Source organism: Microbacterium testaceum (assembly GCF_029761935.1).
Taxonomy (GTDB): Bacteria; Actinomycetota; Actinomycetes; order Actinomycetales; family Microbacteriaceae; genus Microbacterium; species Microbacterium testaceum_A.
Genome location: NZ_CP121699.1, coordinates 1756307 through 1782153 on the forward strand (window position 1 = coordinate 1756307; position 25847 = coordinate 1782153).

The 25847-nt window shown below is 69.3% G+C and carries 25 protein-coding genes and 3 tRNA genes; 8 read left to right on the forward strand and 20 right to left on the reverse strand.

All coding sequences use genetic code 11. The features are described 5' to 3' along the window. Positions 1-49: 49 nt before the first annotated feature. From QBE02_RS08535 to QBE02_RS08545, 3 genes are all read right to left on the reverse strand, one after another. Entirely contained in the window at positions 50-724 is a 675-nt protein-coding gene (locus tag QBE02_RS08535) for a hypothetical protein (RefSeq protein ID WP_268103152.1), read from the reverse strand. Positions 725-784: 60 nt separating this feature from the next. After that, positions 785-1294 (reverse strand): amino-acid N-acetyltransferase, encoded by a 510-nt coding sequence (locus QBE02_RS08540; RefSeq protein ID WP_056226007.1) that lies wholly within the window; start codon positions 1292-1294, stop codon positions 785-787. Positions 1295-1365: 71 nt separating this feature from the next. Then, positions 1366-3891 (reverse strand): ATP-dependent Clp protease ATP-binding subunit, encoded by a 2526-nt coding sequence (locus QBE02_RS08545; RefSeq protein WP_074695936.1) that lies wholly within the window; start codon positions 3889-3891, stop codon positions 1366-1368. 190 nt (positions 3892-4081) lie between these two features. Here QBE02_RS08545 and QBE02_RS08550 point away from each other — a divergent pair, with 190 nt between their 5' ends. Both QBE02_RS08550 and QBE02_RS08555 read left to right on the forward strand, forming a co-directional pair. Further along, entirely contained in the window at positions 4082-4705 is a 624-nt protein-coding gene (locus QBE02_RS08550; RefSeq protein ID WP_279365353.1) for a hypothetical protein, read from the forward strand. Next, the gene (locus QBE02_RS08555; RefSeq protein WP_056225996.1) at positions 4702-4935 is read left to right on the forward strand and encodes a helix-turn-helix domain-containing protein; all 234 of its coding nucleotides are present in this window, start codon (positions 4702-4704) and stop codon (positions 4933-4935) included. The genes QBE02_RS08550 and QBE02_RS08555 overlap by 4 nt, the downstream gene beginning before the upstream one ends. Before the next feature lie 37 nt (positions 4936-4972). On the opposite strand, the gene QBE02_RS08560 is transcribed toward QBE02_RS08555, so the two are convergent. The 3 genes from QBE02_RS08560 to QBE02_RS08570 all read right to left on the reverse strand — a co-directional run bounded on the left by QBE02_RS08560 (position 4973) and on the right by QBE02_RS08570 (position 7497). Further along, positions 4973-5695: a hypothetical protein gene (locus tag QBE02_RS08560; protein WP_279365354.1), complete on the reverse strand. Its 723-nt coding sequence runs from the start codon at positions 5693-5695 to the stop codon at positions 4973-4975. Between the two features lie 73 nt (positions 5696-5768). Further along, entirely contained in the window at positions 5769-7235 is a 1467-nt protein-coding gene (cls, locus tag QBE02_RS08565) for a cardiolipin synthase (protein ID WP_279365355.1), read from the reverse strand. Between the two features lie 64 nt (positions 7236-7299). Further along, positions 7300-7497 (reverse strand): hypothetical protein, encoded by a 198-nt coding sequence (locus QBE02_RS08570; RefSeq protein ID WP_056225986.1) that lies wholly within the window; start codon positions 7495-7497, stop codon positions 7300-7302. Positions 7498-7630: 133 nt separating this feature from the next. Between QBE02_RS08570 and QBE02_RS08575 the strand changes: the two genes are divergently transcribed. Next, complete coding sequence (locus QBE02_RS08575) at positions 7631-8794, forward strand: DUF4192 family protein (RefSeq protein WP_279365356.1); 1164 nt, start codon at positions 7631-7633, stop codon at positions 8792-8794. On the opposite strand, the gene lysS is transcribed toward QBE02_RS08575, so the two are convergent. The 13 genes from lysS to tilS all read right to left on the reverse strand — a co-directional run bounded on the left by lysS (position 8745) and on the right by tilS (position 20534). After that, positions 8745-10265 carry a lysine--tRNA ligase gene (gene lysS, locus QBE02_RS08580; RefSeq protein ID WP_279365357.1) on the reverse strand — a complete coding sequence of 507 codons (1521 nt, stop codon included), beginning with the start codon at positions 10263-10265 and terminating at the stop codon, positions 8745-8747. The genes QBE02_RS08575 and lysS overlap by 50 nt on opposite strands. Before the next feature lie 78 nt (positions 10266-10343). Further along, positions 10344-11198 carry a pantoate--beta-alanine ligase gene (gene panC, locus QBE02_RS08585; RefSeq protein WP_279365358.1) on the reverse strand — a complete coding sequence of 285 codons (855 nt, stop codon included), beginning with the start codon at positions 11196-11198 and terminating at the stop codon, positions 10344-10346. Continuing rightward, positions 11195-11917: a DUF2520 domain-containing protein gene (locus QBE02_RS08590; protein ID WP_279365359.1), complete on the reverse strand. Its 723-nt coding sequence runs from the start codon at positions 11915-11917 to the stop codon at positions 11195-11197. Before QBE02_RS08590 ends, panC begins: the two co-directional genes overlap by 4 nt. Continuing rightward, positions 11914-13500 (reverse strand): PH domain-containing protein, encoded by a 1587-nt coding sequence (locus QBE02_RS08595; RefSeq protein WP_279365360.1) that lies wholly within the window; start codon positions 13498-13500, stop codon positions 11914-11916. The genes QBE02_RS08590 and QBE02_RS08595 overlap by 4 nt, the downstream gene beginning before the upstream one ends. Continuing rightward, positions 13497-14102, reverse strand: a complete 606-nt coding sequence (locus QBE02_RS08600; protein ID WP_279365361.1) for a PH domain-containing protein — start codon at positions 14100-14102, stop codon at positions 13497-13499. Before QBE02_RS08600 ends, QBE02_RS08595 begins: the two co-directional genes overlap by 4 nt. After that, the gene (locus QBE02_RS08605; protein ID WP_279365362.1) at positions 14056-14541 is read right to left on the reverse strand and encodes a DUF3180 domain-containing protein; all 486 of its coding nucleotides are present in this window, start codon (positions 14539-14541) and stop codon (positions 14056-14058) included. Before QBE02_RS08605 ends, QBE02_RS08600 begins: the two co-directional genes overlap by 47 nt. Next, positions 14538-15065: a 2-amino-4-hydroxy-6-hydroxymethyldihydropteridine diphosphokinase gene (gene folK / locus QBE02_RS08610; RefSeq protein WP_279365363.1), complete on the reverse strand. Its 528-nt coding sequence runs from the start codon at positions 15063-15065 to the stop codon at positions 14538-14540. The genes QBE02_RS08605 and folK overlap by 4 nt, the downstream gene beginning before the upstream one ends. Beyond that, entirely contained in the window at positions 15062-15427 is a 366-nt protein-coding gene (folB, locus tag QBE02_RS08615) for a dihydroneopterin aldolase (protein ID WP_279365364.1), read from the reverse strand. The genes folK and folB overlap by 4 nt, the downstream gene beginning before the upstream one ends. Then, positions 15427-16218, reverse strand: a complete 792-nt coding sequence (folP, locus tag QBE02_RS08620; RefSeq protein ID WP_279365365.1) for a dihydropteroate synthase — start codon at positions 16216-16218, stop codon at positions 15427-15429. Before folP ends, folB begins: the two co-directional genes overlap by 1 nt. After that, positions 16215-16802 (reverse strand): GTP cyclohydrolase I, encoded by a 588-nt coding sequence (gene folE / locus QBE02_RS08625; protein WP_279365366.1) that lies wholly within the window; start codon positions 16800-16802, stop codon positions 16215-16217. Before folE ends, folP begins: the two co-directional genes overlap by 4 nt. Positions 16803-16808: 6 nt before the next feature. Next, a complete protein-coding gene (gene ftsH / locus QBE02_RS08630; protein ID WP_268103134.1) occupies positions 16809-18812 on the reverse strand; it encodes an ATP-dependent zinc metalloprotease FtsH in 2004 nt (667 codons plus the stop codon). Positions 18813-18961: 149 nt separating this feature from the next. Further along, positions 18962-19513: a hypoxanthine phosphoribosyltransferase gene (gene hpt, locus QBE02_RS08635; protein ID WP_056225947.1), complete on the reverse strand. Its 552-nt coding sequence runs from the start codon at positions 19511-19513 to the stop codon at positions 18962-18964. Positions 19514-19535: 22 nt separating this feature from the next. Next, positions 19536-20534 carry a tRNA lysidine(34) synthetase TilS gene (gene tilS, locus QBE02_RS08640; protein WP_279365367.1) on the reverse strand — a complete coding sequence of 333 codons (999 nt, stop codon included), beginning with the start codon at positions 20532-20534 and terminating at the stop codon, positions 19536-19538. A gap of 203 nt (positions 20535-20737) precedes the next feature. On the opposite strand from tilS, the gene QBE02_RS08645 reads away from it, so the two are divergent. After that, entirely contained in the window at positions 20738-21271 is a 534-nt protein-coding gene (locus tag QBE02_RS08645; protein WP_056225941.1) for an inorganic diphosphatase, read from the forward strand. 58 nt (positions 21272-21329) lie between these two features. On the opposite strand, the gene QBE02_RS08650 is transcribed toward QBE02_RS08645, so the two are convergent. Further along, positions 21330-22763: a M23 family metallopeptidase gene (locus tag QBE02_RS08650; protein ID WP_279365368.1), complete on the reverse strand. Its 1434-nt coding sequence runs from the start codon at positions 22761-22763 to the stop codon at positions 21330-21332. Between the two features lie 214 nt (positions 22764-22977). Between QBE02_RS08650 and QBE02_RS08655 the strand changes: the two genes are divergently transcribed. The 4 genes from QBE02_RS08655 (at position 22978) to QBE02_RS08670 (ending at position 25783) form a co-directional block, all read left to right on the forward strand. Next, a tRNA-Glu gene (locus tag QBE02_RS08655) sits at positions 22978-23050 on the forward strand. 30 nt (positions 23051-23080) lie between these two features. Next, a tRNA-Asp gene (locus QBE02_RS08660) sits at positions 23081-23154 on the forward strand. A gap of 64 nt (positions 23155-23218) precedes the next feature. After that, positions 23219-23291 (forward strand) — tRNA-Phe (locus tag QBE02_RS08665). Between the two features lie 485 nt (positions 23292-23776). Next, positions 23777-25783, forward strand: a complete 2007-nt coding sequence (locus QBE02_RS08670; protein WP_279365369.1) for an MDR family MFS transporter — start codon at positions 23777-23779, stop codon at positions 25781-25783. Positions 25784-25847 lie beyond the last annotated feature (64 nt).

Below are 25847 nucleotides of genomic sequence, written 5' to 3' on the forward strand. Positions count from 1 at the left end.
CCGGGAACGACGAGGGGCGGGTGCGACCGGCATCCGCCCCTCGTGATGCTCAGCGCAGGATGAACGACGCCGTCCCCGACGAAGGGATGCCGCCGATCGAGACGCTCAGGTGATAGGTCGCTCCCCCGCCGGGGGCGTACGGCCGCTCCCCGCCGCAGGAGTTCACCGAGGAACGCGTACGGTCCCAGGTGAGCGGCGCGGAGCTCGTGACGACCTGGCCGGCGGCCAGCGTCACCTCCATGTCGCTCGGCTCGGCCTGGCAGTCCGTCGATCGCCACCACACGTCGGAGCCGCTCGTCACGGTGAACGACTGCGCGCTCGTGCCGACGTTCATCGTGCACGGGTTCGCGCTGGTGTTGGTGAGCTTGATCGACAGCTGCGGATTCTCACCCTGCCCGTACTCGCTCTTGTCCGACAGCGCCGCCACGGTGATGTCAGACGCCGTGCACTCGACGGGCCCGGCGGGAGCGGTCGCCGTCGGCGACGCGGACGGCGCGGCGGAGGGGGTCTCGGATGCCGCCGGCGCGGACGCGGACGCAGCGGCGGGCGGAGTGCTCGCAGCGGGAGCGGGGGGCGCCTCGGCGGTGGGGGCGGCACGCCACGGAGGAGCCGCCACGAGCCACACGACGAGGCCGATCACCAGCAGGGCCAGAAGCCCTGCGGCGAGACGACGACGACGGTAGACCGCCGGGGACTGCCTCCGCCTACGGGGGGCATCGGTCATACATCCAGGGTAGGCGGCGCGGCTGTGCGCTCGCGCCACGGCACGCTCAGGAGCGCGGGCTCACAGCTGCTTCAGCATCCGGGTGTTGCCCAGCGTGTTCGGCTTCACGTGCGCCAGATCGAGGAACTCGGCGACGCCCTCATCGGGGCTGCGCACGAGCTGGGAGTACACGTCGGGATCGACGACCTGCTCACCGATCTCGGAGAAGCCCCGGCGCGTGAAGAAGTCCACTTCGAAGGTCAGGCAGAACAGGCGCGAGACCCCGACCTCCCGCGCGCGCTCCTCGAGGGTCTCGACGATGGCCCGTCCGACGCCGTGGTGCAGCCAGTCATCGTGGACGATCAGGGTGCGGATCTCGCCCAGGTCTTCCCACATGACGTGCAGGGCCCCGCACCCGATGACCACGCCATCGGCCTCGGCGACGACGAACTGCTGCACCGATCCGTACAGCACGACCAGGTCTTTGCCGAGCAGGATGCGCTTCTGCACGTACGGCTCGAGCAATTCGTGGATGCGGCGGACGTCGGCGGTTCCGGCGGGGCGGACGACGAACGGCGCGGATGAGGTCATTCGACAAGCGTACGCCGCAACGACGAAGGGCCCGGATGCCGTGGCATCCGGGCCCTTCGTTCGCTATGCGATCAGTTGCCGGCGAGCGTGTCGGGGGTCGCGGCGATCTCGCCGGCCGTTCCGACACCGATCGCGACCTTCTCGCCACGGGGGCTGGTCTCGAACGAAAACTGGCCGTTCTCGACGCCGACCTTGACGTGGTCGCCCGACTCGAGCTCGCCGTGCAGGATCTTCTCGCTGAGACGGTCCTCGACCTCGCGCTGCATGGCGCGGCGCAGGGGGCGCGCTCCGAGCGTCGGGTCGAACCCGATCTCGATGAGCTTGTCCTTCGCGTCGTCCGACAGCTCGACGGTCATGTCGCGATCCAGCAGGCGATCGGCCAGACGCTTCACGAACAGGCCGACGATCTGACGGAGCTCGTCCTTGTTCAGCTGCGGGAAGACGATGACGTCGTCGACGCGGTTGAGAAACTCGGGCTTGAAGTGACGCTTCAGCTCTTCGTCGACCTTGCCCTTCATCCGCTCGTACGAGGTCTGGGCGCTGCCCTCAACCTGGAAACCGACGGGACCACCGGCGATCGCCGACGAACCGAGGTTCGTGGTCATGATGATCACGGTGTTCTTGAAGTCGATGACGCGACCCTGACCATCGGTCAGGCGACCCTCTTCGAGGATCTGCAGCAGCGAGTTGAAGATGTCGGGGTGGGCCTTCTCGATCTCGTCGAAGAGCACGACCGAGAACGGCTTGCGACGCACCTTCTCGGTGAGCTGGCCGCCCTCTTCGAACCCGACGAACCCGGGAGGGGCACCGAACAGACGCGAGACCGTGTGCTTCTCGCCGAACTCCGACATGTCGAGCGAGATCAGCGCGCCCTCGTCGTCGAAGAGGAACTCGGCGAGCGCCTTGGCGAGCTCGGTCTTTCCGACGCCCGTGGGGCCGGCGAAGATGAACGAGCCCGAGGGGCGCTTGGGGTCCTTGAGGCCCGCGCGCTGACGACGGATCGTGCGCGAGAGGGCCGCGATCGCCTCTTCCTGGCCGATGACCCGCTGGTGCAGGGCCTTCTCCATGAACATGAGGCGGCTGGACTCCTCCTCGGTGAGCTTGAACACCGGGATGCCGGTCGCCTGGGCGAGCACCTCGGCGATCAGACCCTCGTCGACGACCGCGTGGGAGGCGACGTCGCCCGAGCGCCACTGCTTTTCGAGGCGCAGACGCTCGGCGAGGAGCGACTTCTCTTCGTCACGCAGGGCGGCGGCCTTCTCGAAGTCCTGCTCCTCGGAGGCCTGCTCCTTCTGCTCGCGGACCTTGGCGATCTTCTCGTCGAACTCGCGCAGCTCCGGCGGCGACGACAGGATCGACAGGCGCAGGCGGGCGCCGGCCTCGTCGATCAGGTCGATGGCCTTGTCGGGCAGGAAGCGGTCGCTGATGTAGCGGTCGGCGAGGTTCGCCGCGGCCACGATCGCACCGTCGGTGATCTGCACCTTGTGGTGAGCCTCGTAGCGGTCGCGCAGGCCCTTCAGGATGTTGATCGCGTGGGGGAGGCTCGGCTCGGCCACCTGGATCGGCTGGAAGCGGCGCTCGAGAGCGGCGTCCTTCTCGAAGTGCTTGCGGTACTCGTCGAGCGTGGTGGCACCGATGGTCTGGAGCTCACCGCGGGCGAGGAGGGGCTTGAGGATCGACGCGGCGTCGATCGCACCCTCGGCGGCACCCGCACCCACGAGGGTGTGGATCTCGTCGATGAAGACGATGATGTCGCCGCGCGTGCGGATCTCTTTCGTGACCTTCTTCAGACGCTCTTCGAAGTCACCGCGGTAGCGGGATCCGGCGATGAGCGAACCGAGGTCGAGCGAGTAGACCTGCTTGTCCTTCAGCGTCTCGGGCACATCGCCCTTGACGATGGCCTGGGCGAGGCCCTCGACGACAGCGGTCTTGCCGACGCCGGGCTCGCCGATGAGGACGGGGTTGTTCTTCGAGCGGCGCGAGAGGATCTGCATCACGCGCTCGATCTCTTTCTCGCGCCCGATGACGGGGTCGAGCTTGTTGTCTCGCGCGGCCTGCGTGAGGTTGCGCCCGAACTGGTCGAGCACGGCCGATCCACCCTGGGCAGCGCCCTGGGTCTGCTCACCGGCACCCGAGGCGACGCCCGCGGGCTCCTTGCCCTGGTAGCCCGAGAGCAACTGGATGACCTGCTGGCGGACCTTGTTGAGGTCGGCGCCGAGCTTGACGAGCACCTGGGCGGCAACGCCCTCACCCTCGCGGATGAGGCCGAGCAGGATGTGCTCGGTGCCAATGTAGTTGTGGCCGAGCTGCAGCGCCTCGCGCAGAGACAGCTCGAGGACCTTCTTCGCACGCGGCGTGAAGGGGATGTGGCCGGTCGGCTGCTGCTGCCCCTGGCCGATGATGTCCTGCACCTGCTCGCGGACGGCATCGAGCGAGATGCCCAGCGACTCCAGCGCCTTGGCAGCCACGCCCTCACCCTCGTGGATGAGGCCCAGAAGGATGTGCTCGGTGCCGATGTAGTTGTGGTTCAGCATCTTCGCCTCTTCTTGGGCGAGCACCACCACACGACGAGCACGATCGGTGAATCTTTCGAACATCCTCAGTCCCTCCAAAAATGGGCTGACAGGCACGCCTCCGCGCGCCGTACATCGAGAGTAACCAGCGGCCGGATGCCAGAGCCCCGTGTTCGCCGTGGGCATACCGCCTGCGCGCTCGACCTTGCGGAACACATCGATAGTCGTTACCTTATCGACAACCGATAACAACGATCATCGATAAGGAGCGATAATGGCTTCCCCCCGACCTCCCCGCGTCCTCTCCCGCGGCGACACTGCCTCCCTCTGGTTCTTCATCGTCGCCGGCGCCGCCATCGCGATCTGGGCGGTCGTCCGCAGCATCGCGAACATCATCGCCGCCGCGCCGAACCGCGACGTCCGCGTCGCGGTGCCCTTCCTCGATTCACCCGCCGAGGCGCCACTCGGCCCCAACGGTGCACCCGTCGCGATCGAGCTCACCGGAGGCGTGGTGACCGCCCCTTCCCTTCCGCCGGCCTCACTGTGGTCGCTGTTCATCGCGGAGGGCCTCTTCGCTGCGGTCGTGATCACCGTCGTGACCCTGCTCCTCCTCCTCACCGCCGACATCCTGCGCGGGCGCATCTTCAGCCGTCGCAACACCGCCCTGGTATCGGCCGCAGGAATCGCGGCCCTGGTCGGGATCGCCGGAGTGCCGTTCTTCCAGAACATGGTGGCGAACGGAGCGATCGCCTGGCTGTCCGAGCGCACCTACGACCGCGGAGATGTACAGCTGATCGACCTGCCCTCCCTCATCGGTGTCGCCTTCGTCGCGGCTCTCGCCGGGACCGCCTTCGCGGTCGGTGACCGCCTGCAGCGCGACACCGAGGGTCTCGTATGACCCCGGCGGCGACGGATGACGGGCCCACCGGCATCCACTGTCGTCTCGACGAGCTTCTGGAAGCGCGCGGCATGACGCTGACCCGCCTGAGCGAACTCGTCGGAGTCTCGGTGGTGAACCTGTCGGTGCTGAAGAACGATCGAGCCCGGGCGATCCGCTATTCGACGCTGTCCGCGATCTGCCGCGTGCTCGAGTGCGAGGTGGGCGAGCTTCTCGTCGCCGAGCGCTGACCACGTTCGCCCCGCCCCACGAGCGGGGGTACGACCGTCAGCGGGAGCCGAGCACGGGGATGGGGTCGCCGGCGTCGACGTTCCCGCCGGTGAGGACGAGCGACACCGCGCCCGACCCGGCCTCTCGACCGATGTCGGCGAGAGTGACGCGGGGCGCGAGATCCATCGTGCAAACCTGGTCGGACGGCGGCGTCGCGAACTGGATCTCGACGTTCGGGCCGGCCGCGGTGACCGCCTCGACCGAGGGCACGCAGGTCGAGCTGCCGTACGTGACGATGGCGACCAGGGAGTCGTTCACCCAGCCCGCCGACGGGGTGAATTCCGCGGGGGCGGCGGGAACGGAGCCCAGCCCGGCGAGCATCACCTTGCCCTGGGCGACACCCGTCACCGTGAGGGCGAGGCCCGCACTCGGGTCGACGCCCGCGGGCACGTTCATGAGGGTCGCACGCGGAGCCCGGTCGCGCGTGCAGTCCTGTCGCGGCGACTCGGTGAGGTCGACCGTCACCGTGGATCCGCTGACGGTCGGCTCGCCGCTCAGCACCGGCGGGCACGAAGAGCTGCCGGTGGTGACTAGAGCGATGGCACGGCCACCGCTGACCCACGCGGCGCCGAGCTCGCTCGCGGGCGCGGAGGCGGTGGCATCCGGAGTCGGAGCCATCCCCTCGGGAGCCGGGGCACCGGTGGCGCAGCCGGTGAGGGCTCCAGCGGCGATGAGGGACGCGCCGATCATTCCGATGACGGCGAGACGGTGACGTGACATGCGGACCTCCGGGGGCGAGTTGAGCCCATGATGTCGGAGATACCTGGATGCCGGCGGCGAGGGGGGCGGCGCGTCACTGCAACGCGGAGGTGAGGCGCGCCAGGTTGTCGAGGATCGTCGAGCGCAGGGGCTGCCGACGCCACTCCTCGATCGTGAGCTGGCGGCTCAGGGTGCGGTACGCGCCCTCGACTTCGCGCATGTCGCGGACGAACTCTTCGCCGCGGACCAAGAGCGACACCTCGAGGTTCAGACCGAAGGAGCGCATGTCCATGTTGCTCGAGCCGATGACCGCGACCTCTTCGTCGATCGTGACGCTCTTGCTGTGCAGGATGTACGGCTTGCGGTACATCCAGATCGTGACGCCCGCGTGCAGGAGAGCCTCGTAATAGCTCCGCTGCGCGTGGTACACCATCGCCTGGTCACCCTCTTCCGAGACGAAGAGCTCGACGTGCACGCCACGCTGGCAGGCGGTGGTGATCGCGAGCAGCAGGGCCTCGTCGGGCACGAAGTAGGGGCTGACGATGATGATGCGCTCTTTGGCCGCGAAGAGCAGGCCCAGGAAGAGCTTGAGGTTGTTCTGGAAATCGAAGCCGGGGCCGGAGGGCACCACCTGGCAGTCGAGGTCTCCCGGACCCGACGTGACGCTGAACAGATCGATCTCGTCGCGCAGCGTCTCGTCGGTCTCGCTGTACCAGTCCGACAGGAAGACGGCGTTGATGCTCGCGACGACCGGGCCCTCGACGCGCACCATCAGATCGACCCAGTGCAGGCCGCGGCGGATGTTCTTGCGGAGGTTGTACGACGAGTCGGTGACGTTCTGCGATCCCATGTACGCCACGTCGCCGTCGATCACGAGCAGCTTGCGGTGGTTGCGGAGATCGGGTCGCTGGTAACGCCCTCGCAGCGGCTGCACGGGGAGCATGAGGTGCCAGTGCGCCCCCATCGCGTCGAGCCGGCGCAGCGTCTGCTTGTAGAAGGGCTTTCCGCGGTTCGCCCAGTGGTCGAGGAGCACACGGACCACGACGCCGCGCTCCGCGGCCTCTTCGAGGGCGCGGAAGAAGTTGTCCGTCGAGTCGTCGGACTGCAGGATGTAGAACTCGACGTGGATGTAGCGCTGAGCCCGACGGATCGCCTCGGCCATGGCATCCAGGCTCTGCTGGTAATCGGCGATGAGGGTCGCGGCGTTGTCTCCCGCGATCGGCATGGCACCGAGGTTGCGGTTGAGCTGCACGAGGGCGCGGAACCACTGCGGAGCGTTGGGCCGGAGTGTGCCGAACTCGAGCGACGCGCTCGTGTCGTGGATGTACTCGTTGATCGCGGCCTGCTTGCGCCGACGCTTGCGGGGCAGGCGCGGATTGCCGATGAGCAGGAACAGGAAGACCCCGACAAAGGGGATGAAGTAGATCGCGAGCAACCACGCCATCGCCGCGGTCGGGCGACGGTTTCGCGGAACGATGATGATCGCGGCGATGCGCACGACCAGGTCGACGATGAAGAGCGTGATGACGAGCCAGCTCGCGTCGAACGTGGCGTTGATCACGGGTCCTCCTGGGCGGGTTGTGGACCCAGCGTAGCGACGGCCTCCGACGGAGGCCGTGCGATCGTCAGTTCGCGGGACCGTCGCCGGTGCGGACGACCGGCGGGAGGCCGCGCTTGGCGCGCTCCTCGGCCTCGATACGGGCGTAGGCCTTGCGCTCGGTCCGGTCCATCCGGATGACGTTGCGGAGGATGAAGAAGAACACCACGGACACCACGAGGGTCGGCAGGATCGCCCACAGCATCGCGGTCCAGGTTTCGTCCATGCTCCGAGAATACCCGCGCTGCCTGGGCGCGCGGTTCGCGCGGGCTCCTCCACAGGCAGTGGATATGGGGATTCATCCACCGTCGAGCTATCCCGCCCGGCGCGAGCCCCGCCCGCCCGGCCACTCTCGAGGCATGACACCCACCGTCGTCTCCGCCACCTCGTCCTCCGCGTTCCTCGCTCTCGTCCCGCACCTGCTCGAATGCACCCCGCGCGAGAGTCTCGTGCTCGTCCCGTTCGCCGAGTCGCGTTCCCTCGGCGCCATGCGCGTCGACCTCCCGGCCGCCGACGACGCCTCCGCGAACGAGAGCGTCGCCTCGACCGTGATCGGTATGGCCTGCAAGGTCGCCCGGACCGATGCCGTGGCGATCGTCGTCTATGCCGACGAGGTCCTCGCCGACCTTCCGGCGGCGCCCCACCGCGCGCTCGTCGATGCGGCGATGGGGCGAGCGGAGATCTGCGGCCTCCGCGTCGTCGACGCCCTCGTCGTCGGCTCGGACGGATGGGACAGCTACGTGTCCCCCTCGTCGTCGATGCCGCACCCGTTGAGCGACCTCGCGACGCACACGCTCGCGGAGCCGACCGGCCCGGTCGTCGACGACCAGTTCGCCGCCGCCGAGCTGCCGCCGCTCGACGCCGCCGTCTCTCGGCGGGTGATGACCGACCTCCGCGCGATCGAGCGTGTGCTCGGAGGCCCGCAGGAACGCCGTAAGCTCCCCCTGCTGAAGCGCGCGGCGACCGGAGATCCGGCCACCGTGGCGCTCGCGGATCCGCCGGTCTTGATCGAGGACGCCCTGGCCACGCCGCCCGAAGAACTCGACCCCGCGCAGCTCGCCGCCCTGGCCTTCTGCCTCGCCCGACCGTCGCTGCGCGATGTCGCGTTGATGCAGTGGGTGGCGGATCTCGCCACGGGTGATGCGGTTCTGCAGGCGCAGACCGCCTTCCACCGCGGCAAGCCGTTCCCCGACGACCTCGCCCGGCCGATGTGGGGAGAAGGCGCCCTGCCCGACCCTGACCGCCTTCGACGAGCGCTCGAACTGTGCCGCCGAGTCGCGTCCGTCCTCCCCCGGGAGCGTCGCCCTGGCCCGCTGTCGGCGTGCGCGTGGCTCGCGTGGGCGACCGGTCGCTCCTCTCACGCCCTCCTGTACGCCGAGACGGCTCTCGAGATCGACCCCGACCACGGGCTCGGCGCCCTCATGCTCGACATCATCGACGCCGGGCGCCTCCCGGAGTGGGTGTTCGAGCGGTCTACTTCACGAGCGGGAACAGGATCGTCTCGCGAATACCCAGGCCCGTGATGGCCATGAGCAGACGGTCGATTCCCATCCCCATGCCACCGGTGGGCGGCATCCCGTGCTCGAGCGCGCGCAGGAACTCCTCGTCGATCGGCATGGCCTCGACGTCTCCGCGCGCGGCGAGCTTCGCCTGCTCGGTGAAGCGGTGACGCTGAATCACGGGGTCGACCAGCTCGGAGTAGCCCGTGGCGAGCTCGAATCCGCGCACGTAGAGATCCCACTTCTCGACGACGCCCGGGATCGAGCGGTGCTCGCGCACGAGCGGGCTGGTGTCGACGGGGAAGTCCATGACGAAGGTGGGGCGGGTGAGACCGCCCTTCACGAAGTGCTCCCACAGCTCCTCGACCCACTTGCCGTGGGTCTCCTGGGGCGGGGCGTCGACTCCCTCTTCTGCTCCGAGCGCGCGGAGGTCCTCGACCGAGGTGTCGGGGGTGATTGACCGGCCGCAGGCGGCGGACAGAGAGTCGTACATCGAGATGCGGTCCCACTCGCCGCCGAGGTCGTACTCGGTGCCGTCCGCCCACGTGACCGTGGTCGACCCGGCCACCGCGACGGCGGCGTCCTGGATGAGGGTCTGCGTGAGGTCGGCGATGCCGTTGTAGTCGGTGTAGGCCTGGTAGGCCTCGAGCATCGCGAACTCGGGGCTGTGGGTGGTGTCGGCGCCCTCGTTGCGGAAGTTGCGGTTGATCTCGTAGACCCGGTCGATACCGCCGACCACGGCGCGCTTCAGGTACAGCTCGGGCGCGATGCGCAGGAAGAGCTCGGTGTCGAAGGCGTTCGAGTGCGTGGTGAAGGGGCGGGCGCTCGCGCCGCCGTGCTGCACCTGCAGCATCGGCGTCTCGACCTCGACGAAGTCGCGCTCGGTGAAGGTGCGGCGCAGGCTCGCGTTGACCTTCGCGCGGGCCAGCACGGTCTCGCGGGCGCGATCGCGCACGATGAGGTCGAGGAAGCGGCTGCGGACGCGGCTCTCTTCGCTGAGCTCGGTGTGGAGGTTGGGAAGGGGCAGGACGGCCTTCGCCGCGATGGTCCACTCGGCGACCATGATCGACAGTTCGCCGCGGCGGCTCGAGATGACCTCACCCGAGACGAAGACGTGGTCGCCCAGGTCGACGAGCTCCTTCCACGCCTGGAGCGACTCCTCCCCGACGCTCGCGAGCGAGACCATGGCCTGGATGCGGCTTCCGTCGCCGGACTGCAGCGACGCGAAGCAGAGCTTGCCGGTGTTGCGGCTGAACACCACGCGCCCAGCGACCCCGGCCGTCTCACCGGTCTCGGCCCCGGCCTCGAGATCACCGAAGCGCGCACGCAGCTCGGGGATCGTCGTCGTGATGGGCACGGCCACCGGGTAGGGACCGCCGGCGGCGTCGGAGCGTTCCGCGAGCAGACGCTCGCGCTTGGCCAGACGCACCGCCTTCTGTTCGAAGACCTCGTCTTCGGTCGGTTCGGCGGCGTCGTTCGCGGGCGCGTCGGTCATCAGGAAGGCTCCTCGGGGTCTCCCCCAGTCTATTCGTCGTCCTCGGCCGCCCCGGAGTCACCGGCCGCCCGAGGGCCCTCAGCGCAGCGAGATCTCGGCGTTGTCGATGAAGCGGTGACCGCCGACCGTGGCGGCGATGAGCGCGAACGCGCGCCCGCGGTGCCCGTCGTCGACGGGCAGGAACGTCTCGGGATCGACCACGCTCAGGTACTCCAGCGTGATGCGCTGCTCGCCCATCAACGCCGACTGCGCGGCGGCGATGCAGGCGTCGACCCCCAGATCGGCGTTCGATGCCGCCGCCTCGAGGGCTCGCGGAAGGGCTGCGGCGGCGCGGCGATTGGCATCGTCGAGCAGCGCGACGCGGCTCGACACGGGCAGCCCGTCGTCGGTGCGCACCGTCGGAACCGTCGCGACGTCGATGCCGAAGTCGAGGTCTCGCACCATGCGGCGCACGAGGAAGATGCGCTGCCGATCGCGCTCCCCGTAGACGGCCACGTCGGGTCGAACGAGGTGGAAGAGCTTCGCCTCGACGGTCAGCACCCCGTCGAAGTAGAAGGGGCGCACACGCCCCTCGTAGCGGAGACCCACATCGCCTGCCGAGACGCGGGTCGTCGCCGTTCCCGCGGGGAGGAACTCCGCCGCCGACGGCGCGAAGACGACGTCGACGCCCAGCTCACCGAGCACGCGCGCGTCGGACTCGGGCGACCGGGGGTAGGCCGCGGTGTCGTCGGCGGAGCGGAAGCGCAGCGGGTTGACGAAGGTCGACACCACCACGACGTCCGCGCGTTCGCGCGCCTCGCGGATGAGGTCGACGTGGCCGTCGTGCAGGGCACCGAGGGTGGACACGAGGGCGACGCGCGGGCCGGCGTCCGATCGATCTGCGCCTCGGATCTCGCCGAGTCGGGTGCGCAGATCCTCGAGGGAGCGGATCATCCGTCGATCGTAGCGGTGCCGTCGAGGTGGTCACGGCGCCCGCCCTCGACGAGCGCCTGGTCGACACTCGAACGCACGAGGGCCGAGAGGTATGCGCCGGGGTTGTCGATACCGATGCGCTCGAGCAGCGCCGATGACTGCCGGACGATCGAACGAGAGAACTCCGTGGCCGTCGCGATGGCTTCGGCGTACGTCGCCCGGTCGTCCTCGGCGACCACGAGGGGCTCGCACCCCAGCTCGACCGCGAGAGCCTGGGCGATGGGGAGGACAGGGGCCGGTGCGGTCACGGCGGCATACGACTGGGCCAATTGGCGCAGGTCGATGGACGACACCCCTGTGAAGGCCATGGCGGGGTGGATGGCGAGCGGGATGGCGCCGCTCCTCGCGGCGGGATCCAGGACGCGCGATCCGTACGCGGCGTCGGTGTGCAGCACCAGCTGGCCGGGCTGCCACGCTCCGACCTCGGCGAGGCCCGAGACGAGGCCCGGGAGCTGGTCGTGCGGAACCGCGACGACCACGAGCTCGCTGCGTCGAGCGACCTCGTCGGCCGTCAGGACCGGCAGGCCCGGCAGGATCGCCTCCACGCGATCGTCGTCCGAGCCGGAGGTGATCCCGGTCAGGGCGTGGCCCGCACCGGCGAGCGCCGCCGCGACGACCGGGCCGACACGTCCCGCGCCGATCACCCCGACGCCGAGGCGCCCGTCGCGACCGGCACTCATCCGGCCCACCGGTGCGTGCGGTCGATCGCCGCCGCATCGACGCCGGCTCGCGCGGTCCGCTCGAACAGCCCGAGGGCGTCGTCGCGGCCAAGGACGCCGATCGAGGTCTGGACGGTGCCCGCGATCACGTGGGCCACCAGGGTCGCCGTCCCCGTGGCGCGTGCCAACGGGCCCTGATGCAGGCCGACCGACTGCAAGCGGGCGAGCGGAACCACACTCAAGGACCGCCACACCCACCCGCGGCGCAAAAGCAGGGCGTCCGAGGTCAGAAGCGCGCCATTCCGCCGCCACGACAGCGGGCGAAGCCACCGGGCGCTCTTCGGGGTCGTCACGTAGGGGTCGTTCTCCACCGGACCCAGGATGCCGTCGCGGAACACGAGTGTCCATTCGTCGCTCGACAGGTCGGGGACGAGGATCCGCAGGACGCGCTCGACATCGGCTCGTGTCCCGATCGGCAGCACCGCCGCCAACTGATCGTTGCTCGTGTCGGTGGACGACCGCCCCGAAAGTCGGTTCACCGAGACGGTCCACCATCCGAACGGACGCCACATCAGGGGCTGGCGCACCTCAATCGCGTGCACGCGACCCGGCGGCACGACCTCCGACACCGTCGTGAACAAGCCGAAGGTCACGCGCACCCCGTCGGCCGTCGGGGCGATCGAGTACCGCAGTCCCTGGGCGATCGAGCGCACGTAGTACGCGCCGAAGGCGAGGAACATCGGGACCACGGTGAACAGCAGCCACAGTGTCGACAGCGACGCCGCGACGACGATCCCCACGACCAGGGCGACGAGGACGAGGCTCGATCCGCTCAGGACACGGGATGCCACGAGCCGACCGATCGGGATGCGCACGATGCTCTCCGGCTCGGCGTCGGAGAAGTCCTCCCCGTCGACGATGCCCTGCAGCCCCGACCCCACGGCCTCGGCCGCCTGCCGGGCGAGCGAGGCGCGGGCGCCCGATTCGGTCCGCCCCTCGGCGAGACGCCGGCCCGAGGCGAGACGGAGGATGTCGCCGCGGATGGCCTCGGCGTCCTTCCCCGACAGGTACTCGAGTTTGACGTTGGCATCCAGTCCCGCTCCGACCACCTCGAGCTTCGCGAGCCCCAGCAGGCGGGCGATCATCGGACGAGTCAGGTTGACGCCCTGGACCCGGTCGAGGGGAGCACGACGATGAGTGCGGAACAGCACGCCCGAACGCACCTCGACGTCGTCATCACTGATGCGCAGGGTGTGAAAACGCCACGACAGACGGAAGAGGACCAGCAGCACGATGAGGACGACCAGGGTCGCTCCCCCCGCCACGAGGATCAGGTTGTTCGCGAAGAGGAAGTCGACCGGGTCGGGCGGGAGCTCCCCCGGGGGGATCTCGGTGAAGACCGGGAAGATCCACTCGACGAGACGTTCCCGCAGATTCGCGACGATCACGCCGATGATCACGAGGAGGGTCAGTCCACCGCGCAGGAGCGGCGTCAGGGGGTGCAGGCGATGCCACTCGCCGTCGCTGTAGGGCGAACGGACGACCGCTCGCTGCGGCCGGGGCTGCGGGTCGAGGGGCGGTCCCGCCGCGTGCGGGTCGGTCACAGCCCTGTCCGACGGGTCTCGGCGACGGCCACGAGCGTGTCGCGCAGGTGTTCGGCCGCCTCCTGCGTCAATCCGGGGATGGTCACTCCGGTGGAGGCCGCGGCGGTCACGAGCTTGAGCTGGGCGATGCCGAAGCCCCGGTCGAGGGGGCCGTGCGTGATGTCCACGAGCTGCATCCGGCCGTAGGGAACCGCCACGACCCGCTGCCACAGGATGCCCCGGCGGAACACGAGGTCATCGCGACGCAACTGGTACCCGAAGGACCGCGCTTGCCGCGGGGTGATGAAGAGGCCGACGGCGGTGATCAGCAGGATGATCCCAGCCGGGATCCACTGCCACTGCACGCCCGTGATGATCTGGGCGATCACGGCGGCCGCGAGCACGAGCACGAAGACCGCCCCCTGCGAGATCAGCTGCACGCGGACGTACGCGCGGGCGAGCTGATGCCAGGTGCCGTCGCCGAGGGGGAGCCGGCGGGACGAGCGCGGTTCGAGGATGCGGTCGTAGGTGGTGTCGTCGAGCACCGTCCGGTCGGCGTCGTCGACGTTGCGGGCCTCAGATTCCGACGGGTCCTGCGGGGGTGTTCCCTGGGGCGTCGTCATCGTCGTCCTTCCGGAGGGTGCAGAGCTGCTCGGCCACGAGTCCCGCGACGACGAGGATGACCGCGCAGACGAGCGTCGCGATGATCGATCCCATCGAGCCTACCGAGGGCACCACCGGCCGGCTCAACAGGAAGGCGAGCAGTCCGCCCGCGAATCCCGCCGCAGCGGCCCCGAGGATCGACGACGCTCTCGCCAGCATCGCGATGCGCACAGCACGGAACGGATCGATCCGTCGCGGGCTCCGCCCGCGCGTCGCCCGGTGGATCGGGATGGCGAGTGCCACCACCACGACCCCCAGCAGAGCGAGGATCGTCGGCAGACTCGCCGCGGGCGCGAAGGTCGGTCGGCCCATCGCGGTGAGGACGGTGTCCAGGAGGAACCCGATCACCAGGCCCGCGACGACGGCGACCGTGAGGATGCCCGCGCCCGTGCGCCTCACGAGAGTCCTCCCCGCAGCGCGACGAGCAAGTCGGCCACACGGCCCACCCCGGGGATCACGGCATTCGGATCCACGTCGAGCCACGGCGCCAGGACGAACTCCCGCTCGTGCGCGCGGGGGTGCGGGACGACGAGGTCGTCGCGATCGATGCGTTCGTCGCCGTACGCGAGCAGGTCGAGATCGAGGGTGCGGTCACCCCACCGTTCCCGGCGCACGCGCCCGTGTCGAGCTTCGATGCGGTGGAGCGAGGCGAGCAGCTCCCCCGGCGCCAGGCGCGTCTCGAGAACAGCGACGGCGTTCAGATAGCGCGGCGCTTCCTCGTCCTCACCCTGAAGCGTCACGGCCACCGTCTCGATCGGAGCGGACACCCGGACCCCGCTGGTGAGCGGGAGCCGCCGCAGTTCGTCGACCGCGGCGGCGAGGGTCTCGAAACGCTCGCCGAGGTTGGCTCCCAGGGCCACGACCGCGTGGACGGGCGTGGGGCGCGGAGCAGCGTCCATCCCGTGCGCCAGCCGCACGTTCACGGGCGCGACCTCGAGATGGTCACGGCGACATCGCCGAAGGGAACGGGGATGGGAGCCTGCGGCTTGTGCACGGTGATCGTCACCGCGTCCACGCGGCGGTCGGCGAGCACGGCGTCGGCCAGTCGCTGGGCGAGGGTCTCGAGCAGGTCGACCGCCTCGCCTCCGACGATCCGCACGAGGCGCTCGGCGAGTTCGCCGTAGTGCACGGTGTCGACCACGTCGTCGGTCTCGGCCGCGCGCCGCAGTGAGAGCGAGAGGGTCGCGTCGACCACGAATTCCTGCCCGTCGCGCTTCTCGTCGGGGTAGACCCCGTGGTGACCCACGGCACGCACCCCCGTCAGAGTGATCGTGTCGGCATCCATCAGGTCTCCCAAGCGCGGGCGACGGCGAGTGCGTCGCGGGTGGACGGTACGTCGTGCACGCGCACGGCCCACGCGCCGGCGCGGGCGGACAGGGCGCTCGTGACGGCCGTCGCCAAGTCACGGCGAGCCAGGTCGGCGTCTTCGCCGATCGCGTCCGCGAGGAACCTCTTGCGACTCGTGCCCACGAGCACCCGCAGTCCGAGTGCCGAGATCGCGGGGAGCGCGCTCAACGTCTGCCAGTTCTGCGCTCCGCGCTTGCCGAACCCGATGCCCGGGTCGACGACGAGGCGCGACCGATCGATACCCGCGGAGAGGGCGGACTCGACCCTTTCGGCGAGCTCGGCGGACACCTCGCGCCCCACGTCGACGTAGTCGGCGCGGGCGTACATCTCCGTCGACGGACCGCGCCAGTGCCCGAGGGCGATGTCGGCGTCGGTCTCGGCGACGGCGGCGAGCATGTCGGGGTCGGCCAGCCCACCGGAGACGTCGTTCACGAGCCGTGCGCCCGCGCGGACGGCGGCGACCGCCGTGGCGGCGTTCATGGTGTCGATGCTCACGAAGGAGCCTTCGGATGCCAGGGCCTCGACGACCGGCAGCACGCGCTGCTGCTCGACGCGGGGCGCTACACGCTGGGCCCCGGGCCGGGTGGACTCGCCGCCGACGTCGAGGATCTCCGCCCCCTGGGCGCGGAGGTGTCGAGCGTGGGCCAGTGCGACGTCGGGATCGAGGTATCGGCCGCCGTCGCTGAACGAATCGGGGGTGACGTTGACGATCCCCATGATGAGGGTCACGCCTGCGCTCCGATCAGGGCCACGAGCTCGGCACGAGCGACCGGGTCGCCGTAGACGCCGCGGGCGGCGATCGTCACGGTCGAGGCGTCGGGCTGTCGGCCCCCGCGCATGGTCACGCACTCGTGCACGGCATCGAGGACGACGAGAACGCCCCGCGCGTCCAGGGCCGAGGCGATGGTGTCGGCCACCTGTTCGCCGAGACGCTCCTGCACCTGCGGGCGGGCGGCGAGGACGTCGATCACCCGCGGCAGGGCGCCGAGTCCGACGACCTCCTCACCCGGGAGGTACGCCACGTGCGCCCGGCCGCGGAAGGGCAGCAGGTGATGCTCGCACATCGACCGGAACGCGATGTCGCGCAGCATCACGGCACCCGAGGGGAGGGTGTCCGGCGCCGGGCCACGCGACACCGAGATGGTGTGCTGCAGCGGGGCGCCGGCATCCTGATTCACTCCGCCGAAGAACTCGGCCCAGGAGTCTGCCACGCGCGTCGGGGTCTGGCGGAGCCCGGGGCGATCGGGGTCTTCCCCGATCGCCTCCAGGAGCTCGCGCACCAGGACGGCGACGCGTTCACGATCGACGGCCACGGCGCCTCAGGCGGTGGCCGGGCGCGTCTGTCCGCTCGGACGGGGCTGCGCCTTGGCCGCGGCCTGCGACTCCGCTTCGGTGGACGCCGCGATGCCGGCGGGCTGCTGACGACGCGGGACCTCGACGGGCGGCTGGGTCGACACGGGGCGGTCTCCCGACGACAGCCACTGCGGGCGCGGCGTCAGACGCTTGACGTCGGTGAAGATCTCGGCCAGCTCGTTGTGGTCGAGGGTCTCTTTCTCGAGCAGCGCCAGCGCGAGGCGGTCGAGCACCTCGCGGTTGTCGTTGATGACCTGGTAGGCCTCGTTGTGCGCCTGCTCGATGAGCGCGCGCACCTGCGCGTCGACGCGCTCGGCGATGCGCTCCGAGAAGTCACGGCCGTGGCCCATGTCGCGGCCCATGAAGACCTCGCCCGACGATCCGCCGAGCTTGACCGGACCGACCTCGTTGGTCATGCCGTACTCGGTGACCATCTTGCGGGCGATGCTCGTGGCCTTCTCGATGTCGTTCGAGGCGCCGGTGGTGGGGTCGTGGAAGACGATCTCTTCAGCGACGCGTCCGCCCATCGCGTAGGTCAGCTGGTCCTGCAGCTCGTTGCGGGTGACGGAGTACTTGTCGTCGAGCGGGAGAACCATCGTGTAGCCGAGGGCCTTGCCGCGCGGGAGGATCGTGACCTTCGTGACGGGGTCGGTGTGGTTCATCGCCGCGGCAGCGAGGGCGTGGCCGCCCTCGTGGTACGCGGTGATGAGCTTCTCTTTGTCCTTCATCACGCGGGTGCGGCGCTGGGGGCCAGCGATCACGCGGTCGATGGCCTCGTCGAGGGCGCGGTTGTCGATGAGCTGGGCGTTCGAGCGCGCGGTCAGCAGAGCGGCCTCGTTGAGCACGTTCGCCAGGTCGGCACCGGTGAAGCCGGGCGTCTTGCGCGCGACGACCTCGAGGTCGACCGAGTCAGACAGCGGCTTGCCGCGCCCGTGCACCTCGAGGATGCGCTGGCGGCCCTTGAGGTCGGGGGCGTCGACGCCGATCTGACGGTCGAAGCGGCCCGGGCGCAGTAGAGCGGGGTCGAGGATGTCGGGACGGTTGGTCGCCGCGATGACGATCACGTTGACCTTGGGGTCGAAGCCGTCCATCTCGACGAGCATCTGGTTCAGCGTCTGCTCGCGCTCGTCGTGACCGCCGCCCATGCCGGCGCCGCGGTGGCGTCCGACGGCGTCGATCTCGTCGATGAAGATGATGGCCGGGGAGCTCTCTTTGGCCTGGTTGAACAGGTCGCGCACGCGGCTCGCACCGACACCGACGAACATCTCGACGAAGTCCGAACCCGAGATCGAGTAGAACGGCACGCCGGCCTCGCCGGCGACAGCGCGGGCGAGCAGGGTCTTACCGGTTCCCGGAGGGCCGTACAGCAGCACGCCCTTGGGGATGCGGGCGCCGACCTCTTCGAACTTCTTCGGGTCCTTGAGGAATTCCTTGATCTCGTCGAGCTCCTCGATGGCCTCGTCGGAGCCCGCGACGTCCTGGAATGTGACGGTGGGAGTCTCTTTGGTCACGAGCTTGGCGCGCGACTTGCCGAACTGCATGACCTTGCTGCCGCCGCCCTGGGCGCTCGAGAGCAGCCACCAGAAGAGCAGACCGAGCAGCACGAGCGGGAGCAGGAGTCCGAGAAGACCGTCGAACCAGCTGGGCTTGGGCACGACATCGTTGAAGCCGTCGGAGGGGTTCGCGGAGTCGATCGCGCTGGCCACCTCGTTCGCACGGGCCTGGCTGAAGTAGAACTGCACGTCGTTGGCGCCCTCGAAGGGCTGCGACAGCTTCAGGTCCACGCGCTGATCGGGGTCGTTGGTGACCACCTGCGTCACGGTGCCGCCCTTGAGCAGGTCGAGACCCTCTTTGGTGGAGACCTGACGGGCACCGCTCAGGTTCGTGATGAGGGAGAAACCGATGACGAGAAGCAGACCGACCAGCAGAACGTAGATGATCGGATTTCGCGTGATCTTCTTGAAATTCATGGTGGGCGAGCCCAGCCCTTTCGTGATCCTCCGCAGAAATGCGGTCGCATCAGGCTAACGCCCACGGACTATGCCGGGCCTGTGCGTTCGTCATGGGCGTACAAGGCTCCGGATGCCACCGGCCCGTCCGCCGTGGAGACGGTGTGTCGTCAGGAGTAGACGTGGGGTGCGAGCACCGCGACGTCGCGCAGGTTGCGGTAGCGCTCTGCGTAGTCGAGGCCGTATCCGATGACGAAGTCGTTGGGGATGTCGAAGCCCACGTAGCGGCAGTCGACCTCGACCTTCATCGCGTCGGGCTTGCGCAACAGCGCCAGCACCTCGACCGACTCGGCTCCGCGCGAGGCGAAGTTCTCGAGCAGCCAGCTGAGGGTCAGGCCGGAGTCGATGATGTCCTCGACGATCAGCACGTGCTTTCCGGTGATGTCGGTGTCGAGGTCTTTGCGGATCTGCACGACGCCGCTCGAGCGGGTCGACGCGCCGTAGGACGACACGGCCATCCAGTCCATCGACACGTGCATCGGCAAGTGCCGGGCGAAATCGGCCATGACCATGACCGCGCCCTTCAGCACGCCCACGAGGACGACGTCGCGTCCCTCGTAGTCGGCGGCCACCCGCGTCGCCAGTTCGGCGAGCTTCTCGTGGATCTGCTCCTCGGTGAGGAGGACTTCGCTGATGTCGTCGGAGATGTCGGCCGCGCGCATTCGGAAAGTCTACGTCGGCGGATCAGGATGCCGTGCGCGCGACGACCTCGATCCGGGCGCCGACGCGTCGAGCGAGGCACCCGGGCAGGTCGATGGGCCCCTGCCCCGTCCAGTCGGTCGCCAGACGGGCGACCTCGAGGGTCTGGGTGCGCGAGAGCGAGACGCCGAACTCGCTGTCGACGACGTAGCGGATGATCCGGTTGCGCAGAGCGGCGGGGTTCGCGGCGAGGGCGGCGACCGAGATCGAGATCCCCGCCTCAGCGTGCTCGACGATGTCTTCGATCGTCTCGTCGATCATGTCCTGGAAGGCGTCGGCGTCTTCGCGCAGTTGCTCGGCGGTGCGCGCGAGCGCCTCGGTGACGCCCGGTCCGAGCTCGGCCTCGAGCACCGGCAGCACGCGATCGCGTACCCGCACGCGCGCGAACCCCGGGTCGGCGTTGTGGGGGTCGGTCCAGGGGTCGAGCCCCGCGGCCGCGCACGCCGCGACCGTGGCGCGTCGGCGGACCGTCAGCAGGGGGCGCACCCACACCGGGCCCGTGGCATCCCTCCGCTGCGCGGGCATGCCCGCCAGGCTGAGCGCGCCGGAGCCGCGCGCGAGCCCGAGGAGGACGGTCTCGGCCTGGTCGTCGAGGGTGTGTCCGAGCAGGACGATCTCGGCGCCGAGGTCGGCCGCCGCTTCGGCCAAGCCGGCGTATCGAGCCGCACGCGCCGCGGCCTCGGGCCCGTCGGCCGAGCCCACCTCGACCCGCACGACCCGCGCCTCGAGACCGAGACCACGCGCCGCGTTCGCGGCGGCCGTGGCGATGGCATCCGATCCCTCCTGCAAGCCGTGGTCGATCACGATGGCGACGGCACGGATGCCGGCACGCGACGCCTCGAAGGCGGTCGCCGCCGCCAGCGCCAGCGAATCCGGGCCGCCCGACAGGGCGATGACGACGGGGCCGCCGGCCCGCGGGAGCGCGGCGCGGACGGCGCGGCGCACCTCGGCGACGGAGGGGTCCAGGCCGGGGCGGTGATCCATGCCTCCACGCTATCGCCGGGCCGCGACGCCGCCGCCTGCGCGGCCCCGGACACGACGCAGGAGTTTCCCGCGGCGATGCCTCGCCGCTGCGCCTCGTCACCGCCCGTCGACCGCGAACTCCTGCCGTGTGGTTCCGCGTGGGCGGCACGCGCCCGCCGGACTAGGCTGGGCCGCGGAAATCCACAGATCTAAGGAGCACGAGTATGGGCGCTTTCGACGCCGTCATCGAGATCCCCCGCGGAAGCCGCGTGAAGTACGAAGTCGACCACGGCACCGGCCGTGTCTACCTCGACCGCATCCTCTACACGGTGTTCGGCTACCCCGCCAACTACGGCTTCTTCGAGAACACCCTCGGCGAAGACGGCGACCCGCTCGACGTGCTCGTGCTGCTCGACCGCGACCTGCACCCCGGCATCCTCGCCAAGGTGCGCCCGGTCGGCGTGCTCAAGATGAGCGACGAGGCCGGCGGCGACGACAAGGTCGTGGCCGTGCTCGCGAAGGACCCGCGTTGGGACCACATCCAGGACGTCGGCGACATCGACGAGTGGACCAAGAAGGAGATCTCGCACTTCTTCGAGCACTACAAGGACCTCGAGCCCAACAAGTGGGTCAAGGTCGACGAGTGGGCGGATGCCGCTGAGGCCGAGCGTCTCGTGGCCGAGGCCTTCACGCGTTTCGACGAGCACGACGCTCAGACCAAGACGCAGGGATCGGGCGAGGCGCCGAACACCCTCTGATCTTCTCCAGACGAGAAAACCCCCGGTCCATCGACCGGGGGTTTTCTCGTGGGCTCGGTCAGACCGAGACGCCGCGGGCGCGCAACCAGGGCGCGGGGTCGGTGGTGCCGCCCCCGGGAGGGTAGACCTCGAAGTGCAGGTGGCAGCCGAAGGAGTTGCCGGTCTGACCGGTCGCGGCGATCTGCTGGCCGGCCGAGACGCGCTGACCGTACGACACGTAGATGCCGCCGTTGACGATGTGGCCGTAGCCCGTTCCCGAGCCGTCGTCGTGCTGGATGCGGATGTAGTTTCCGAAACCACCGTTGACGCCGGCGTAGGTCACTCGACCTGAGGCCGCGGCGTAGATGGGCGACCAGCAGCTCGCGCCGAAGTCCAGTCCGAGGTGCCACGTGCTGGCGCAGTAACTGGAATTGCACTGGCCGGAGCGGGGGCCGTAGCCCGACGACGTGTAGGCCGACGAGGGACGAGCCCAGCCGGATCCGCCGACGCTTCCGCCGCCACCGCCACCGCCGCCGCCGCCTCCACCGCCGCCGCCTCCGCCACCACCACTGTTCTGGTTGTCGCGGGCTTCCTGCTCGCGGCGGGCGCGCTCGGCCGCGTCACGGGCTGCGGCCTCTTCGCGGGCCTTGCGCTCGCGCTCTTCGCGTGCATTGCGCTCGGCTTCGACGCCGGCCTGGTAATCAGCCACGGTCTTGGCGGTCGTGTCCTGGAGGGCGGCGAGCTGCGCCTCGAGCACAGCCTGGTTGGCCTGCTGTGCGGCGAGGGCCTCCTGGGCCGCCTGGGCCGCCTGCTGAGCAGCCGCCATCTTCTCTTCGGCGATCTTCTGCAGACGGTCGCGCTCGGCCCGGGCGTCGTTGGCCTGGTTGCTGAGGTTCTTCGCGTTGTCGCGCGCCGAGACGGCCGCGGCGTACACCGACTTGTTCCGCTCGAGCAGCTTGTCCATCGTGCCGAGCTTGGCGAGCAGGTCGTCCGCGGATGCGGCCGAGCCTGAGAAGAAGAGGTCGAGCGAGGTGTCGTCGCCGCCGGAGCGGTACAGCTGCGCCGCGACCTTCCCGGCCTTGCTGGCGGCATCCATCGCCTTCGCCGCTTCGGCATCGGCCTGCTGCTGAATCAGCTGGGCCCGGTAGTCGGCATCCTGGAAGGCCTGCTGTGCGGCGTAGTACTCGTCGGAGCGGGCCTGGACCTCTGCCTGCGTGCGGGCGACCTCGGACTGCAAGCCCTGGATCAGCCCCTGGATGCGCGAGATCTCGCCGGCCTTGGCTGCTTCGTTGGCCTTGGCGGCCTGCACGTCGTCCCACGAGGGGTAATCGGCCGCGACGGCGGGAGAGGAGAAGCCGGACGTCGCCGCGCCGAAGGCGCCCAGAGCGACAGCACCGAGGGCGCCGTACTTCAGCGCACTGCGCCGGTCGAAGGTGGGCCACAAACGCCGCTGCTCGCTCGCCGTGGGGGCGCAGCCGCAGTCGTCAGTCTTATCAGGGGGCACGAGCGTCACGGGACTACCTCATCTCACCGGGTCGCAACTCGGCTAACAGTAGCAACACGAGTCACACGCACAACAGGGCGAGTTCCCGCTGCCGCGGCCCATCCTGCGCCCTCGACACGCGCGGGAGCCGCACGCCACGCCCCGAATTGGCAATCTCCGAAGATGTGAAGTAGGCTCGGTCGTCGGCAAGCGAGGATGAAATCGCAAGGTTTCAGGCTCATCCGGCCCCATCGTTTAGCGGCCTAGGACGCCGCCCTTTCACGGCGGTAGCACGGGTTCGAATCCCGTTGGGGTCACTTTCCGGTGAAGTACAATTGAAAATGCATGGCCCTGTAGCGCAGTTGGTTAGCGTGCCGCCCTGTCACGGCGGAGGTCGCGGGTTCAAGTCCCGTCAGGGTCGCTCCACAGCGACGGGCCTTCTTTCGAGGAGGCCTTTCGTCTAGGAAGCGGCAGACATGCCGCTCGGCTCTGTAGCTCAGTTGGTAGAGCGCACGACTGAAAATCGTGAGGTCACGGGATCGACGCCCGTCGGAGCCACACGGATGATCATTACAGTCATCCCAGAAACCCTCGCCTAGCTTCTACATGGCGGGGGTTTTGCTTTTCCCGGATGCCGCTCTGCGTCGGCATCCCTCACTCGCTTCCGCCTCGCGAGCCGGCGTCTCACGCCGCACCGAGAACAGGACACGCGTCGAGAACAGGCCGTTCTTCGCGATGACGCCCCGCTCTCGTGGCATCCCCTGTTTTCGTGACGGCCCCGCTCCCCGCGACCGGCCCCGGCGCCGCGCCCACCGCGTGCCGCGCGGCGCCGCCCGCATAGTGCCCCCACAGCCGCGAGTGGTTCCGGACGCGGTCAGACAGCGCTACTATTAGTTGACTTTTAGCAAACACCTGGCGCTCGACTGAGCTTTCCCGAGCCGTCCGCCAGGCCTTCTCACGAAGAGGCCCCGATGTCAGACATCACCACTCGAACCAGGCGCGCCCATACTCCGCCCCCCGCCACGGGCGGCACGAACACCGTCATGACCCACCGCATGATCATGTTCGTGATCTTCGGCCTCATGGCCGGCATGTTCCTCTCCGCCCTCGACCAGACCGTGGTCGGCACCTCGATCCGCACGATCGGCGACGACCTGCAGGGTCTGAGCCTTCAAGCCTGGGTCACGACGGCCTACCTGATCGTGTCGACCATCTCGACGCCGATCTACGGCAAGCTCTCCGACATCTTCGGTCGGCGCCCGCTGTTCCTCATCGCCATCCTCATCTTCATCATCGGATCGGTGCTCGCGAGCTTCTCGACCTCGATGGTCGAGCTCGCCGCCTTCCGCGCCATCCAGGGCCTCGGCGCCGGTGGTCTGATGTCGATGCCGCTGGCGATCATGGGCGACATCCTCGCCCCGCGCGAGCGCGCGAAGTACCAGGGCTACTTCCTCGCCGTCTTTGGCATCTCCAGCGTCATCGGCCCGCTCGTGGGCGGTCTGTTCGCCGGAGCCAGCCAGATCCTCTTCATCACCGGATGGCGCTGGGTGTTCCTCATCAACGTGCCGATCGGCATCGTCGCGCTCGCGATCGTCTGGCGCTTCCTCCACATCCCCAAGCAGCCGCGGCACTCGGTGCGCATCGACTGGTGGGGCGCCACGACGGTCATCGTCGCGCTCGTCCCGCTGCTCCTCGTGGCCGAGCAGGGTCGCGAGTGGGGCTGGGGCTCGCCGATCGCGATCGCCTGCTACGTCATCGGCGCGCTCGGCATCCTGGCCTTCGTCATCGCCGAGACCGCGATGAAGGACGACGCGCTCATCCCGCTGAAGCTCTTCCGCTCGCCGACGTTCTCGATGGCGACCATCATCGGCGTGCTCGTCGGCTTCGGCATGTTCGGAGCGATGCTGACCCTGCCGCTGTACCTCCAGCTCGTGCTCGGCTCCTCGCCGACGCAGAGCGGCTTCGAGATGCTGCCGATGATCCTCGGCCTGATGATCGCCTCGATCGCGAGCGGTCAGATCATCGCGCGCACCGGTCGCTACCGCATGTTCCCGATCCTGGGTACGGCGCTGATGTCGGTCGGCTTCTTCCTGCTGACGTTCCTGAAGTACGACAGCCCCTACTGGCACGTCGCGATCGCGATGCTCGTCATCGGCCTCGGCCTCGGCCAGCTGATGCAGACGCTGACCATCGCCAGCCAGAACTCGGTGGGCCTGCGCGACATGGGCGTGGCCACGAGCGGATCGACGTTCTTCCGCCAGATCGGTGGAACGCTCGGCACCGCGGTGCTGCTGTCGCTGCTGTTCACGCTCATGCCGACGAACATCATCGGTTCCTTCGCCGACCGCGCGACGCTCACCGATGCTCTCGACGCGGCCCTCGACCCCACCGTGGCCTCGGCCCCCGCGAACGAGAAGATCATGTCGGGCATCTACACCCCGATCGTGTCGCAGATCGTCGAGGGGACCACGACGCAGCTGCAGGCCGGAGTGAAGCAGGCTCAGGATGCCGCGACCCAGGCCGTCGCGGAGCAGGTCGCGGCTGGTCGCATCCCGGCGTCGGCGCAGGCCGCCGCCACGCAGACGGCCGTCGCCCAGGCCCTCACCGCGGCCACGACGCAGATCCAGCAGCAGGTGCCGGTCGCGCGCGTCTCGTCCGACGGCACGGTCAGCCTGGACTTCTCGGATGCCGCGCAGCGTGCGGCCTTCGTGGACACCGCGGCCACGACGATCGAGGACCAGTTCACCGCGGGGGATGAGAACACCTCGATCGGCGGTTCGACGCTCGACGACACCTCGTTCCTCGTGGGAGCCGACGCGCGGCTGACCAAGCCGTTCCTCGTCGGCTTCAACTCCTCGGCGACGACGGTGTACTGGACCGCGATGGGCGTCGTGCTGCTGGCCTTCGTGCTGTCGCTGTTCTTCCGCACCCCGCCGCTGCGGTCGAAGTCGGCCCTGCAGGAGGCCGCCGACGAGCGCCGCGGCAAGGACAAGGAGGACGAGCGCGCCGAAGAGGCTGCCGCCCAGACCGGCGCGCTGATCGCTCCCTGAGCGGCGATCACTCCGCAGAAGAAGGGCGGGGTCGTCGTGAGACGCCCCCGCCCTTCTCGCATCC

Coding starts and splice junctions, on each gene's coding strand:
- QBE02_RS08550 (WP_279365353.1), top strand. CDS start 4,082: ATGGCTTCCCCCCGACCTCCCCGCGTCCTCTCCCGCGGCGACACTGCC.
- panC (WP_279365358.1), bottom strand. CDS start 11,198: ATGATCCGCTCCCTCGAGGATCTGCGCACCCGACTCGGCGAGATCCGA.
- QBE02_RS08670 (WP_279365369.1), top strand. CDS start 23,777: ATGACCCACCGCATGATCATGTTCGTGATCTTCGGCCTCATGGCCGGC.
- QBE02_RS08560 (WP_279365354.1), bottom strand. CDS start 5,695: ATGTCACGTCACCGTCTCGCCGTCATCGGAATGATCGGCGCGTCCCTC.
- QBE02_RS08645 (WP_056225941.1), top strand. CDS start 20,738: ATGGGCGCTTTCGACGCCGTCATCGAGATCCCCCGCGGAAGCCGCGTG.
- QBE02_RS08535 (WP_268103152.1), bottom strand. CDS start 724: ATGACCGATGCCCCCCGTAGGCGGAGGCAGTCCCCGGCGGTCTACCGT.
- ftsH (WP_268103134.1), bottom strand. CDS start 18,812: ATGAATTTCAAGAAGATCACGCGAAATCCGATCATCTACGTTCTGCTG.
- QBE02_RS08590 (WP_279365359.1), bottom strand. CDS start 11,917: ATGAGTGCCGGTCGCGACGGGCGCCTCGGCGTCGGGGTGATCGGCGCG.
- QBE02_RS08600 (WP_279365361.1), bottom strand. CDS start 14,102: ATGACGACGCCCCAGGGAACACCCCCGCAGGACCCGTCGGAATCTGAG.
- hpt (WP_056225947.1), bottom strand. CDS start 19,513: ATGCGCGCGGCCGACATCTCCGACGACATCAGCGAAGTCCTCCTCACC.
- QBE02_RS08575 (WP_279365356.1), top strand. CDS start 7,631: ATGACACCCACCGTCGTCTCCGCCACCTCGTCCTCCGCGTTCCTCGCT.
- folB (WP_279365364.1), bottom strand. CDS start 15,427: ATGGATGCCGACACGATCACTCTGACGGGGGTGCGTGCCGTGGGTCAC.
- QBE02_RS08540 (WP_056226007.1), bottom strand. CDS start 1,294: ATGACCTCATCCGCGCCGTTCGTCGTCCGCCCCGCCGGAACCGCCGAC.
- lysS (WP_279365357.1), bottom strand. CDS start 10,265: ATGACCGACGCGCCCGCGAACGACGCCGCCGAACCGACCGAAGACGAG.
- QBE02_RS08570 (WP_056225986.1), bottom strand. CDS start 7,497: ATGGACGAAACCTGGACCGCGATGCTGTGGGCGATCCTGCCGACCCTC.
- QBE02_RS08555 (WP_056225996.1), top strand. CDS start 4,702: ATGACCCCGGCGGCGACGGATGACGGGCCCACCGGCATCCACTGTCGT.
- tilS (WP_279365367.1), bottom strand. CDS start 20,534: ATGGATCACCGCCCCGGCCTGGACCCCTCCGTCGCCGAGGTGCGCCGC.
- QBE02_RS08545 (WP_074695936.1), bottom strand. CDS start 3,891: ATGTTCGAAAGATTCACCGATCGTGCTCGTCGTGTGGTGGTGCTCGCC.